The following is a 12994-nucleotide window of genomic DNA, read 5'->3' as shown; positions in this document are numbered from 1 at the left end:
ATGGCACATAAGATGGAAGCGCTTCTTGACTATATTAAGACAAGATTTGATTCAGAACCGAAACCTTTGCTTCATATTGGAGAGGCGATGGGCTGCTGGACATATCATGCTGCAATTGCGGATGAAATTCCTGTACTTGAGATGGCACTTAATACAACGACAGATAATGTTTTAATCAAATTGCTTCATGAAGCAAAAGAATTAGCAACAGAACAGCGCAAAACATTAGAGAAGTTTATGATTAAGGAAGGCGTTCCCCTCTCAAGTTCTGCTGAGTCAAAGCCTAAGTCCGATCCGAATGCCGTGCCTTTAGGAGCGAAATCTACCGATATGGAGATAGCCAATTTACTGGCGGCAAAAGTAACAAGCAATATTGTTATGTGCTCCACTAATATTACGCAAAGTGTGCGCAGTGATGTCGGATTAATGTGGATTCGTTTCCATACGGAGAAAAGCATTTATGGGATGGAGTTAAAAACGAGAATGAGGGAACATGGATGGATTAAGATGCCGCCGAGCTTCTATCCTCCAGGTGCACCACAGCAGTAATTCAAAAATAAATATAAAAAATAAACTGTTCGAGTATATTAATAAAAAAGTCTAGTGCGGCGTAGCGCTAGATTTTTTTGTTGAAGAAAGCACAACCTTTTAGGAAAATGATGACTACCTTTTGAAACCTTTTCCCATATACATGCGTAATAGTGCTATTGGAACAAAAGAAAATAATCTTTTCATAAAAGGAGATTGGTCTATGGAAGAATTTTTGCTTGGTGGGGATATTATGTTTACAGTTGCACGTCTCTTTATTTTTCTTGTATTTGCTATTATTTTATTTAATGTTTTAAAGGGTATCTTTCAGTGGGGGGAAAATAATCGGCAGCCACATCTTACTTCTGCTGCGAAGGTAGTAGGCAAACGAACAAGTATTCACGGCGGAGGAAATACTCGTGCATATAATCACTATTTTGCCACATTTGAATTTACGAATGGAAATCGTACCGAATTTCAACTGAAAGACGAAGAATATGGCATGCTGGCTGAAGGGGACAGCGGGGACCTGCAATTTCAAGGCACAAGATATTTAGGATTCACGCGAAATAAAAGGACAGGGGAAAATAGCGGATGAATTACACTATCCAAAAGATGACAGAAGAGGCGGCCAGGGAAATCCTTAGCTGGACCTATCCCGCCCCCTATGATTTATATAATGGAGAAGTAACAGAAGAATCGTTACAAGAGTTTGCAGAAAACCTTTATTATGCGATTGAACAGGAGGGGAATCTAGTCGGATTCTATTGTACAGGCTTTGTTGCTCAGGTTCCAATTGGATATCTGTTTCAAGCATATCCAGAAGGATACCTCGATATCGGTCTTGGTATGCGTCCTGACTTAACAGGACAGGGACGGGGCATGGGCTTTATGCAATTTATTATCGATTCCATAGAAACTAATCAGCCGCTGCGCTTAACGGTTGCAGCCTTTAATAAACGAGCTAATGCCTTATATGAAAAATTTGGCTTTCGTAAAGTTTCTGCTTTTAAGAATGCAAATGATGTAGAGTTTTTCGTAATGACAAGAGAAGAAGGAAACAAACCGTGTTCTGGTTAGTAACCAGAGCATTTTTTTATAAAAAAATGACATTTGTCATCTTAAATTCCTGACATCTGCGACTAAACCGCCTCTTATTTGCTCGCTATACTAAGGATAATAGCTTGGAGGTGGAGTAGTTGGAAACAATTGTAGAGTTAAGGCATGTAACGAAAGAATTTCAGGGAAAGAAGGCAGTTCATGATATTTCCTTTTCAATAAAACGTGGAGAAATGGTGGCAATCTTAGGAGCGAATGGCGCAGGGAAAACGACAGCGATGCGGATGATGCTTGGATTAATTAAACCTACCCGAGGGACCATCTCTCTTTTTCACAAGAATCCTAGACAAAAGGAAGTATTAGAAAAGGTAGGTGGGATGCTGCAGGAAGTTAGTGTGATGGACAGCTTGAAGGTAAAGGAGCTAATCCAATTAGTTCAAAGCTATTATCAAAGTCCGCTAGCGTTATCAACTCTGTTGGAACTAACAGGGCTTCAAGAAGAAGCTTGGAATCAACGGACGGAAAAGCTTTCTGGCGGGCAGAAACGACGCTTGAATTTTGCGTTGGCACTGGCAGGAAATCCTGATTTGTTGTTTTTAGATGAACCAACCGTGGGCATGGACGTAACGTCAAGAGAACAGTTTTGGCAAAAAATCAAAGAATTGAATAGACAAGGAAAGACAATCCTTTTTACAACCCATTACTTACAAGAAGCAGATGAAGTAGCGGAAAGAATTATTATGATTAATAAGGGGGAGGTAGTAGGCGACGGTACACCAGCACAATTGAAGGAAAAACTTACAAAACCAAGGGTAATGTTTCAGGAGAAATCTCCTTATAGTTTAAAATTCTACCGAGAATTGCCATATGTTGTGGATGTGCAGAAAGAGAAGGAGAAAGTAATGCTGACTGCTACAAATTCGGATCAGCTTTTACAAGAACTTTTCGATAGACAGTTGGATATTCAGCATATAGAAGTAAAGCTTGGTCGGTTAGAAGAGGTTTTCTCGCAGTTAATGGAAGATACGAAGGGGGTTAATGAGAATGAAATCTTTTTGGATGCAAAGTAAAGCGGAAATCGTCCGAACGCTTCGGAATAAATATTATATCTTTTGGTCCTTACTTATTCCCGTCTTTTTTTATTTTTTATTTACCAATATTTTCACGGCGCCACGAGATGATGAGGCGTTATGGAATGTACATTATTTAATGTCGATGACAACATTTAGCATTATGGGGTCTAGTATTATGACGTTAGGAATCAAAATTGTGGAGGAAAAAGCAGAAGGGTGGACCATTTTCCTGCATATTACGCCCCTTTCCCAATTTGCTTACTTTGGAGCCAAGATGGTGGCACAAACTGTTATCCATTTATTTTCCATCATGGTGATATTTACGGCTGGAGTCCTTATTAATGGGGTTCATCTTTCTTTTTCTCAGTGGGTGCTTTGCGGAATCTGGATTCTCTTCGGATCCCTCCCGTTTCTAGCGCTTGGAACGATCGTCGGTAATATCAAAAAAGTAGAAACAGCTTCAGGAATTAGCAATCTATTATATATGTCTATGGCAATAACAGGAGGAATGTGGATGCCGATTGATGTGTTTCCATCCTTTATGCAGCAAGTGGCGAAATGGGTTCCTTCCTATCATTTTGCTAATGGAGCGTGGGAGATTATTAGAGATCAATATCCATCCTTTCTCAATTATCTGATGATTACCGGGTATCTTCTCCTATTTATGGTATTATCAATTTATATTGGAAAAAAACGAGAGGCGGTGTAAAGTCCAAAATGGATACCAAGAAGAAATTTGAGCTTTTTCCGAAAAGATATGGTTTTTTTCCTTATATCTTTTTAGTATACGTATTACTTCCGATTATTCAGGTAATGCAGGAGAATGGGATAAAGCAATTGATTGGTATCCTGCTTGTACTTGTTTTCCTCCTGGCTTATCGACAATTATACTGTCATATGGAAGAGAGTATATTTAATTATTGGCTGGTTGTGCAAATCTTGATAGTCATGTTTTTTAGTATCTTCTATGATCCTAATCTATTATTTATGGGGTATTTTCCTGCTAACTTTATCGGATATTACTCAGGCAAAAAGTACTTCTATTACTTTTACAGCCTTTTCGCCATTTCCTTGGTTATTCCAATTATCTTTAGTTGGAATGGTGTCAATCCTCAGTCTCTCTTTTTCTTAGTGCCGTTCTTTATCATTATGCTGATTTCTCCTTTTGGAATCCGCTCGATGAACCGACGGATGGATTTAGAAAGACAATTAGATATAGCGAATGAGCAAATTAGCCATCTTGTTAAAAGAGAAGAACGAATGAGAATTGCTCGAGATTTGCATGATACGCTCGGCCACACTTTATCCCTGCTGACATTAAAAAGCCAGCTTATCGCAAAAATGGTGCCAGCTCAACCAGATAGTGCCATACAAGAGGCAAAGGAAATGGAAAGCATATCACGCTCAGCGTTAAAGCAAGTTCGTGAGCTTGTGTCTGATATGCGCGCCATAACCATTCGTGAAGCAATAGTAGAGATACAGACAGCTTTACAGACAGCAGAGATAGAAAGTGAACTAGCAATCGAACTAGAAGATGGAGAGGTCCCGCTTTTAACCCAGAATATTATTAGTCTCTGCTTAAAAGAAGCAGTAACAAATATAATCAGGCACAGTGCGGCAACCATCAGTAAAGTATCGATTCAACAACGTATAGGCGAGATAGAGCTTATCGTGCAGGATAATGGGAAAGGCGTGAAGGGAGATGAAACGCAAGGGAATGGATTAAAGGGAATCCGTGAAAGACTGGAATTGGTTGACGGAAAATGGAGTATGACGGCTAATTCGGGAACCACTCTGCACATCATTGTTCCCATTATTCGAAAGGAAAGAAGAGAGGAGGAGATATTGTGATACGAATTATCATCTCTGAAGACCAGCGCATGCTAAGAGGAGCATTAGGAACGTTGCTTAATTTTGAAGAGGATATGGAGGTCGTGGGACAAGCGGAAAATGGCGAACAGGCCTTAGAGCTAATAAAAAAATATAATCCAGACGTCTGTTTATTAGATATTGAAATGCCTATTAAAAGCGGTCTAGACGTGGCAGAGGAATTACAGAGGCAGAAATCTTCTTGTAAAGTGATTATTTTAACGACATTTGCGCGACCAGGATATTTTGAAAGAGCACTAAATGCCAATGTTCATGGCTATTTACTAAAGGATGGTCCCAGCGAGGAATTAGCAGAAGCTATTCGCAAAATCATGGACGGAAAAAGAGAGTTCGCCTCTGAACTGATTTTTGGCAGCATTGGAAAAGAAAATCCATTGTCAAAGCGCGAAAGAGAAATATTAGTACTGATTGAAGAAGGAAAATCAGTAAAGGAGCTTGCGGCAATGCTTTATTTATCTTCTGGAACGATTCGCAATTATATCTCAGAAGCAATCAGCAAATTAGGGGCAAAAAATCGAATGGAGGCCATTGCCGAGGCGAAGCGGAATGGTTGGTTATAATATAGCCCTCCTCCTCACGAATTCTCATTCCTCGCATCTTATAAAAGCTAAATGCCCCCACAGTGAGACAACAGCATGATCAATTTTCGAATACCATAAGCTCCATCCCAATAGGATAGTTAAAGAGAACGGGCTGGTTTGTCAAAATAGAAAATAAGTAAACAGCAATATGTTGCTGCCTGAAAAATATATAAGATAAGGATATCCACTCGTAATTATTTGAGACGGAAAAGAATAAGAATCTTCTTTTTGATAAAAGCATATAAAATCAATAATTGATTTTATCGTATGCTTAACAGCTAGGATAACCCACCTCAAGCAAACCGACTGATGGAAATTTTCCTTAACTTATGCCTATTTTCCAAAAATTTAACAATTTATTTTCTTATTTTGATAGAATATTAGTAACTATCCTTTAGGAGGAACAAATATGGTAGATAGTCAGAACTTTAGAAGGGGAATGGAATATGCCTTTATAAAACTAGCAGGAGCTGGTTTTGCGGCAACACTCTTTTTTTCTTATATTTTTCTATCAAGTTTCGATTTATATTTATTTTCACATGAAATTGAAAATCCATACTTTTGGATAGGCTTTTTTGGTTTCGGAATTCTTATTTCGATCGTAATAGATTGGATATCTAACTATTTTCCAAAGCTAGAATTACTATTATATATTGTGGTGGGAGTATGTCTTTTTTTGCCGATTATGTGGAATGTTCTACCTGTCCTTGCTATCGTTTCTGGTTTTAGCGCGATTTTATTCTATATAGGGATTAAAATAGCTGCTAAAGTAAGTTGGTTTAAGTGGATATTTGCCTGTACACCTATTCTCTTTCTTTTGTTAACAATCCCAGACTTCACGGTGAAAAAAGAATGGAATACAGTAAGAGGCGAACAGTCCTACGAAGCTTATTTTGCTTATTTTAACGGGGAGGATGAAGTCCCGATTAAAGCGAAAAAAGGGGAAAGGGTTACCATTCACATTGATTTTACCAATCGCAATGGCGGTGGCTTCGGGTATTATTTAATAGATGAAAAAAATCGAAGAATTGGCTTAAGTAATGAAGAGAAAAAAGTTTTAACCTTTGATGCAAAAAAAACAGAAACCTATAAGCTTATTGTGACCGGAGATGGATTACAAGGCGGTTTTGAGGTGAACTGGGAGAAAGAGTGAATATAGTGAAAAAAAGAATGTTGCTTCTTGCTATTTTAATAGGCATCTGTATATTTTTTTCATACTACCAGAATAATCATTTATCGACCTCGAGCTTTACTCTCTCGTCTCCCAAAATAACAAAGCCGATAAAAATAGTGCAGTTATCGGACCTACATAGCAAGCAATTTGGAAAAGAGCAACAGCGTTTAATACAGCAAGTAAAAAAGCTAAACCCAGACCTGATTGTTTTTACTGGAGACCTTGTGGATTCAAAAAAATACGATGAACAAAAAAGTATGACATTAATGGAAAGACTTGTCCAGCTTGCGCCAACGTATTATGTAACAGGCAATCATGAATACTGGTCAGGGGAATTTCCGTCATTAGAAGCGAAATTAAAACATGCAGGCGTGTTTGTGTTAAGAAATGAACAGACACTTGTAAAGGTTGGAGGAGAAACGATTAATATTATCGGTGTAGATGATCCAACCTTTTTATCTAGAGAGGATGAACTAGCTGAAATACTAGGTGGCCTGAAGGAGGAAGAACATTTCAACTTGCTGTTGTCCCATCGGCCAGAGCTTTTTTCTCTCTATGAAAAAATAGATTTAGCTTTAACAGGACATGCACATGGTGGTCAAGTAAGATTGCCCTTTATCGGTGGAATTGTCGCTCCAGACCAAGGCTTCACGCCAGAATATACAGCTGGTATGTATAAAAAAGCAGACACAGCAATGATTGTGAATAGAGGCTTAGGAAATAGCATCATTCCCCAGCGAATTTTTAATCGTCCTGAAATTATCGAAGTAGTGTTGGAAAAAGAGTAAAGAGCATTCCGAGATTTAAGGGGATGCTCTTTATTATCTTAATAGTTACGCTTTCATCGGGTATACTTTGAAAAAATCAGCAAAGTCTGATAGATGAAAGTCAGCAAATTCACATTGATTTTGAAATATACAAGTTTGTATCCCTAATTCCTTAGCTGGAATTAAATCCAGTTCTCTATCACCAATAGCTAAGTCAATGGAATACTTCGTGTGCAAATATTGATAGGCATTAACCGCAGGCTTCCGCGGAAAACCATTCTCCAATGTTACTATTTCAGCAAAATAACGCTCCCACCCATAGTGCTGAAGAAAATTTACCACACCGTCATAGCTTTTATGCGTCATAATCACATTTATTTCCGCAGTTTTCAAAATCTCCTCTACCCCTGTAAAAGGTTTCACCTCATCCGCAGCAATTCCTTTATTCATAAGCTTAATCTCATTTCGCTGCTGCTCTGTTATGTTGAAATATTCCATCGCATGAGAAAAAGATACTTTTAGCTCTTTATAAATACCGGCCTTGTCCACCTTTTCACCCAATACCTTATAAATAATATTTGTATAAGCAGGATACGTATCAAATAACGTACCATCAAAATCCCAAAGAATATTCATCCATATATCCTCCAATAAAAGCAGTTTCTTTCATGGTAGTACACTTGTTTGGGAATGTCCATTCAGAGATTGTTAGATAGAGAGCTAAGATGAAAGAGGGCAGGGAAGAGAAAGGTGGTGTTCATAACGTTGATGAAAACCAAAAAGGAGAGCAGGGAAGAGAAAAAGGTGTTCATAACGGTGATGAAAACCAAAAAGGAGAGCAGGGAAGGGACAAGTGGTGTTCATAGCGTTGATGAAAGCCAAAAAGGAGGGCTGGGAAGAGAAAAAAGGTGTTCATAGCGTTGATGAAAGCCAAAAAGGAGAGCAGGGAAGAGAAAGATGGTGTTCATAGCGTTGATGAAAACCAAAAAGGAGAGCAGGAAAGGGACAAGTGGTGTTCATAGCGTTGATGAAAGCCAAAAAGGAGGGCTGGGAAGAGAAAAAAGGTGTTCATAGCGCAGATGAAAACCAAAAAGGAGAGCAGGAAAGGGACAAGTGGTGTTCATAGCGTTGATGAAAGCCAAAAAGGAGAGCAGGAAAGGGACAAGTGGTGTTCATAGCGTTGATGAAAACCAAAAAATAGAGTTGGGAAGAAAAAAGAGGCGTTCAGAGCACAGATGAAAGCCAAAAAATAGAATAGAGAAGAAAAATAGCTTGCATAACCTAACTCCAATAGAAGCTGAAAAAGAAAGAAACCCCAAAGCCCCAAAGCACGCCAAAGATCCATCCACAAAAAACTCCTAAGACTATTGACGATTACCCAAAGAAAGTTTAATATTTAACTAACGTAAATAATAATTGTTTGTAAAATAACAAACGAATTAATGGAGTGTTTATAAATGAATGTTTCATCTTATTTTCAAAATGCAACGATTGATGAATTAAAAAAGGGTTATATTGAGAATTCAGATTCGTATCTTTGTCTTTTATGTGGGGAGGAGATCGAGAAAGGGATTATCTACCCGGAAGACGGCAGATTATATGAAGCGGAAAAGTACATGAAGCGTCATATCGAGGATGTCCATCAATCAGTTTTTCATTTTTTACTAAGCTTAGATAAAAAGATGACAGGGTTAACGGAGCATCAGACAAAATTGCTGGAGCTGTTTTATCAGGGAAAAAGGGATGAAGAAGTGAAAGCAGAGTTGGAAATCGGCAGTGCTTCAACCATTCGGCATCATCGTTTTGCTCTTAAGGAAAAAGAAAGGCAGGCGAAAAATTTTCTGGCAATAATGGAGCTGCTGAAGGAAAAGGACCATCATGCGCCAAGCTTTGTCCCTGTTCATCCTACTGCTGCAATGGTAGACGACAGATATAATATCACGGAAGAAGAGCAGGGAAAAATAGCAGCAAAATATTTCAACAATGGTATATTAAGTAAATTTCCGATCAAACAAAAGCAGAAATTAGGGGTTCTTCGGGAAATAGCGAAGTATTTAGAAGGGCAAGAAAACTACACGGAGAAGCAATTGAATCAGCATTTAAAAACAATTTACCCTGACTATGTTCTTATCAGAAGATATTTAATCGAATACGGATTTCTTGACCGTAAAGCAGATGGAAGTCTTTACTGGTTAAAAAAGTAAAAGAAAGGTGAATCACAATGGACCGAAAAAAAGAACTGAAAATGCAATATAAAGAAATTCCGGTCGAAGCCGGTATTTATACAATTACTAATAAGAAGAATGGGAAAGTCTGTGTCGTTAGTACAAGAAATTTCAAAACCATTAATGGTGTGAAATTCTCCTTGGAAAATGGCGGATATGCAAATAAAAAATTGGTGGATGAATGGAAGCAATACGGCAAAGAAGCATTTTCCTTTGAGATAGTTGAAGTATTAAAGCCGAAGAAAGATGATCCTTATTACAATGAAAAGGAAGAGCTGGCTAAGTTGGAAGAAAAGTGGCTGGAGAAATTACAGCCGTTTGGAGATAGTGGCTATAATAGCAGGAAAGAGTAAGGGATGTCTTTAATAGGACATCTTTTTTCATTAGATAAAGTAAAAAATACTTTCATTTTTCGTCCCTAATTGGTATCTTACTTAATAAGATTATAAAATTTGATGGAATTTTTCAAATTATAGAAAAAAGGGGATATGGCAATGATCCGTGAGATGAAGGAAACAGATTTAGAAGAGGTTTTGGAAATATATAATGATGCCATTTTACATACAACGGCCGTATATGGTTATCGTGCCCATTCCTTAGAAGACAGAAAAGCATGGTATAACCAGAAGCTGGAGGGCGGATATCCTCTTTTTGTTTTCGAGGAGGCTGGGAAGGTGCTTGGTTTTGCAACATATGGACCATTTCGAGCATGGCCAGCTTATAAATATTCGATTGAGCATTCGGTGTATGTTCATAAAGAAGCAAGAAAAAGAGGAATTGGTACACACTTATTAAAAGCACTGATTGAGCGGGCGGAAGAAGAGGAGTATGCAACCCTTATTGCCGGAATTGACAGTACGAATAAAGGAAGTATCTTTATTCATGAGAAATTAGGATTTACGTATTCAGGCACGATAAAAAAGGCAGGCTATAAATTTGAGAAATGGTTAGATTTAGCCTTTTATCAGCTAGAATTAACAGGACCTAAATCTCCAGTAGAAGAATAAGGGGGAGTCAGCATGATAAGACCAGCCATTAGTGATTATCCAGAACATTATCGGGAGTATATAGGCTTAGTTCCAGAGGGAGATATAATTGCTTTAATTAATGCTCAAATAGAAGAAACAGTTGCTTATATAAAGGAAAACGAAGACCGACGTGATTTTCGCTATGCAGATGGAAAGTGGTCATTCATCGAAGTGGTTGGTCATATGAGCGATACGGAGAGAATTCAGGCATATCGCTTAATGCGGATTGCTCGAGGAGATAAAACGCCATTAGCCGGTTATGATGATGAGGACTATGTGGAGAATGCCCATTTTTCGACAAGAACAATAGATGATCTATTAGAAGAATTAGTCGCAGTCCGCAAATCTACGGTAAGCTTGTTGAAAGGCCTTCCAGAAGATGCTTGGGAAAACAGGGGTTTTGCTAATAACGGAGAATTTACTGTCATGGCCCTTGCTTATATTATTGCCGGGCATGAGCTTCATCATTTGAAACTGATAAAAGAAAGATACATGGTTTAATTATGAAGGGAGGTTCCTGTTGGGAATCTCTTTTTAATCTCTTTCCAACATAATCTACATAAAAAGGAGAAAAACTAGCATAAGAATCTGCAAGGAGACAACAAGATGGAGTTATTAATAACAATCATTTTATTATTATTTTGTTTACTGATTTCGAATATTGTCAGTCATTATCTTCCCTCTATCCCAACTGCCTTAACGCAAATTGCATTTGGAGTAGTGATGGCACTTCTCTTCTCCGATTTTGAGCTTGAATTAGAGGCAGAGTGGTTTTTGCTCTTGTTTGTTGCCCCTTTGCTTTATAACGATGGCAGGCATTTTCCAAGAGAAGAGCTATGGAAGATGCGTACTTCTATTTTAGGGAATGCCATTATCTTAGTATTGCTTACGACTATCGTTGGCGGTTATTTTGTTCATTGGCTTATTCCCAGTATCCCGCTTGCGGCGGCCTTTGCTTTAGCGGCAATTTTATCCCCGACAGATCCAGTAGCTGTCAATGGGATTGCGAAACGTATTCATATTCCAGCAAGCGTGCTCAACCTTGTAAGAGGAGAATCGCTGATTAATGATGCTTCAGGGCTAGTGGCATTTAATTATGCGGTTGCTGCTGTTGTCACAGGATACTTCTCGATTACAGAGGCATTGACTGATTTCACGTATACCTTTTTCATTGGAGCTGTAGCAGGACTTGTTTTAAGTCTTCTTATTATCATAATCCGTTTTATTTTACGAAAACAGGGAATCCAGGATGTTACATTCCACTCTTTGTTACAGGTGCTGACACCGTTTCTAATTTTTATTATAGCTGAGGAAATGCTCCATGCTTCTGGGGTGATTGCTGTTGTAGTAGGTGGAATTATTCACTCCTTAGTGAGTGAAAGAACCGAAACGATGCTTGCGGAGGAACAGGTATTAACGGAAAATATTTGGTCTATCGTTATCTTTATTCTTAATGGAATAGTCTTCTTATTACTCGGGTTAAATATCCCATCTTCTATTATGGATACAGTGGAAGATCCTTCTTTAAGTAATTGGTTAATTATCGGATATGTCATGTTAATTGGGATTGTTATTCTTGGCATTCGCTTTTTCTGGTCCTATTTATTTTCCATTTATGAATATAAAGCGAACAAGACAAGAGAAAACGAAAAGCCGAGTATGAAGCATACTTTACTGGTCAGTCTGACAGGAGTCCGCGGGGCTGTAACAATGGCAGGGGTACTGTCGATCCCCTTTGTCATCCATACTGGCCAAGGATTTCCAGAGCGTTCCTTAATTCTCTTTCTAGCTGCAGGTGTTATCATGTTCACTTTACTTGCAGCTACGATATTTTTGCCATTCCTTAGTAAAAATAGTGGAGAGACAGAAATAAATGATGAAGAACTAGTAATCAGAGCAAAGAAAAAGCTTATGCTTTCCACTATTGATAAGCTCTATTTAGAAATGAATGAAGAAAATACAGCAGCTGCTTATGAACTAATTGATGAATATAAACGACGCATTCAGCAGTTAAATTATCAAGTGGCAAGAACAGAAGAGGAAGAGAATAAATATTCAGCCTTGGTTGAAATTAGGTTGCGCGCCTTAAAAGAAGAACGTAACTATGTACACCATTTAGTAAAAGAGGGAAAAATTTCAGAAGAAGTGTTTGCGATTTTTGAAAAATCATTGGATTATCGCGAAGAAATACTATGCACCAATGTGCAAACTGGGACGAGATTTCTGTTTGGAAAGGCCATGAGAGGCTGGAAACGCTTTGTGCGGAAACACCGCGGTAATAAACGTGATCGAAGAGAACAAATTCGTATCAGTAAAGAGGTGCTATTAAATTCGATGAAATCTGCTCTTTCCTATTTGGAACAATGGAAAGAGACAGCGGAACATAAACAGCAAGTAGAATCCGTTATTTTAGAATACCGACGGATGGTCGATCGCTGGGAAAAACAACCATCAGCATCATTTAATGAAAAGCTGCAGGAACAAATAGAAGAATTACGTCTAGGCATCGTGGATCAGCAACGCGCAGCCATACAGCAAATGTATGAAAAAGGAGAAATAAATCGAGAACAGACGAAAGAACTTCGTAGATTTGTTCATTATATTGAGAGTGTAACCTTGTATGAATATGAAGAATAGACGGAGAGAGAGTTCCTTCCTGCATAGTGAGG

General features: G+C 38.3%; 17 protein-coding genes. 15 read left to right on the top strand and 2 right to left on the bottom strand.

The features are described from left to right. From NSQ92_RS20445 to NSQ92_RS20405, 9 genes are all read left to right on the top strand, one after another. Positions 1-549, top strand: coding sequence for a DUF3231 family protein (locus tag NSQ92_RS20445; RefSeq protein ID WP_047942665.1), 549 nt, complete (start codon positions 1-3; stop codon positions 547-549). Positions 550-751: 202 nt separating this feature from the next. Then, the gene (locus tag NSQ92_RS20440; protein WP_144579629.1) at positions 752-1126 is read left to right on the top strand and encodes a DUF2500 family protein; all 375 of its coding nucleotides are present in this window, start codon (positions 752-754) and stop codon (positions 1124-1126) included. Continuing rightward, entirely contained in the window at positions 1123-1608 is a 486-nt protein-coding gene (locus NSQ92_RS20435) for a GNAT family N-acetyltransferase (RefSeq protein ID WP_144579627.1), read from the top strand. The genes NSQ92_RS20440 and NSQ92_RS20435 overlap by 4 nt, the downstream gene beginning before the upstream one ends. 119 nt (positions 1609-1727) lie before the next feature. After that, a complete protein-coding gene (locus tag NSQ92_RS20430; protein ID WP_061800813.1) occupies positions 1728-2657 on the top strand; it encodes an ABC transporter ATP-binding protein in 930 nt (309 codons plus the stop codon). Further along, positions 2632-3369: an ABC transporter permease gene (locus tag NSQ92_RS20425; protein WP_341153178.1), complete on the top strand. Its 738-nt coding sequence runs from the start codon at positions 2632-2634 to the stop codon at positions 3367-3369. Before NSQ92_RS20430 ends, NSQ92_RS20425 begins: the two co-directional genes overlap by 26 nt. Before the next feature lie 8 nt (positions 3370-3377). Then, positions 3378-4511: a sensor histidine kinase gene (locus NSQ92_RS20420; protein WP_341153177.1), complete on the top strand. Its 1134-nt coding sequence runs from the start codon at positions 3378-3380 to the stop codon at positions 4509-4511. Beyond that, positions 4508-5110 (top strand): response regulator transcription factor, encoded by a 603-nt coding sequence (locus NSQ92_RS20415; RefSeq protein WP_047942657.1) that lies wholly within the window; start codon positions 4508-4510, stop codon positions 5108-5110. The genes NSQ92_RS20420 and NSQ92_RS20415 overlap by 4 nt, the downstream gene beginning before the upstream one ends. 430 nt (positions 5111-5540) lie before the next feature. After that, complete coding sequence (locus NSQ92_RS20410; RefSeq protein ID WP_047942655.1) at positions 5541-6284, top strand: Yip1 family protein; 744 nt, start codon at positions 5541-5543, stop codon at positions 6282-6284. A gap of 17 nt (positions 6285-6301) precedes the next feature. Continuing rightward, positions 6302-7093, top strand: a complete 792-nt coding sequence (locus tag NSQ92_RS20405; RefSeq protein ID WP_341133445.1) for a metallophosphoesterase — start codon at positions 6302-6304, stop codon at positions 7091-7093. 45 nt (positions 7094-7138) lie between these two features. On the opposite strand, the gene NSQ92_RS20400 is transcribed toward NSQ92_RS20405, so the two are convergent. Further along, on the bottom strand, positions 7139-7708 hold the full coding sequence (locus NSQ92_RS20400; protein WP_341133425.1) for an HAD hydrolase-like protein: 570 nt from the start codon (positions 7706-7708) through the stop codon (positions 7139-7141). Positions 7709-7797: 89 nt separating this feature from the next. Here NSQ92_RS20400 and NSQ92_RS20395 point away from each other — a divergent pair, with 89 nt between their 5' ends. After that, entirely contained in the window at positions 7798-7938 is a 141-nt protein-coding gene (locus NSQ92_RS20395) for a hypothetical protein (protein WP_186325636.1), read from the top strand. Between the two features lie 254 nt (positions 7939-8192). Here the strand turns inward: NSQ92_RS20395 and NSQ92_RS20390 are convergent, their stop codons facing one another. After that, positions 8193-8417, bottom strand: a complete 225-nt coding sequence (locus tag NSQ92_RS20390; RefSeq protein WP_144544803.1) for a hypothetical protein — start codon at positions 8415-8417, stop codon at positions 8193-8195. Positions 8418-8529: 112 nt separating this feature from the next. On the opposite strand from NSQ92_RS20390, the gene NSQ92_RS20385 reads away from it, so the two are divergent. The 5 genes from NSQ92_RS20385 (at position 8530) to NSQ92_RS20365 (ending at position 12962) form a co-directional block, all read left to right on the top strand. Continuing rightward, positions 8530-9276 carry a DUF2087 domain-containing protein gene (locus tag NSQ92_RS20385; protein ID WP_061800811.1) on the top strand — a complete coding sequence of 249 codons (747 nt, stop codon included), beginning with the start codon at positions 8530-8532 and terminating at the stop codon, positions 9274-9276. A gap of 17 nt (positions 9277-9293) precedes the next feature. After that, entirely contained in the window at positions 9294-9650 is a 357-nt protein-coding gene (locus NSQ92_RS20380; RefSeq protein ID WP_047942650.1) for a GIY-YIG nuclease family protein, read from the top strand. Positions 9651-9791: 141 nt separating this feature from the next. After that, positions 9792-10304 carry a GNAT family N-acetyltransferase gene (locus tag NSQ92_RS20375; protein WP_047942647.1) on the top strand — a complete coding sequence of 171 codons (513 nt, stop codon included), beginning with the start codon at positions 9792-9794 and terminating at the stop codon, positions 10302-10304. 12 nt (positions 10305-10316) lie between these two features. Then, complete coding sequence (locus tag NSQ92_RS20370; RefSeq protein WP_341133426.1) at positions 10317-10826, top strand: DinB family protein; 510 nt, start codon at positions 10317-10319, stop codon at positions 10824-10826. A 105-nt stretch (positions 10827-10931) separates the two neighbouring features. After that, the gene (locus NSQ92_RS20365; RefSeq protein WP_341153176.1) at positions 10932-12962 is read left to right on the top strand and encodes a Na+/H+ antiporter; all 2031 of its coding nucleotides are present in this window, start codon (positions 10932-10934) and stop codon (positions 12960-12962) included. Positions 12963-12994: the final 32 nt, after the last annotated feature.

The organism is Niallia sp. FSL M8-0099 (genome assembly GCF_038006945.1).
Classification (GTDB): Bacteria; Bacillota; Bacilli; order Bacillales; family Cytobacillaceae; genus Niallia; species Niallia circulans.
This window is presented reverse-complemented; position numbering and strand designations above follow the sequence as displayed.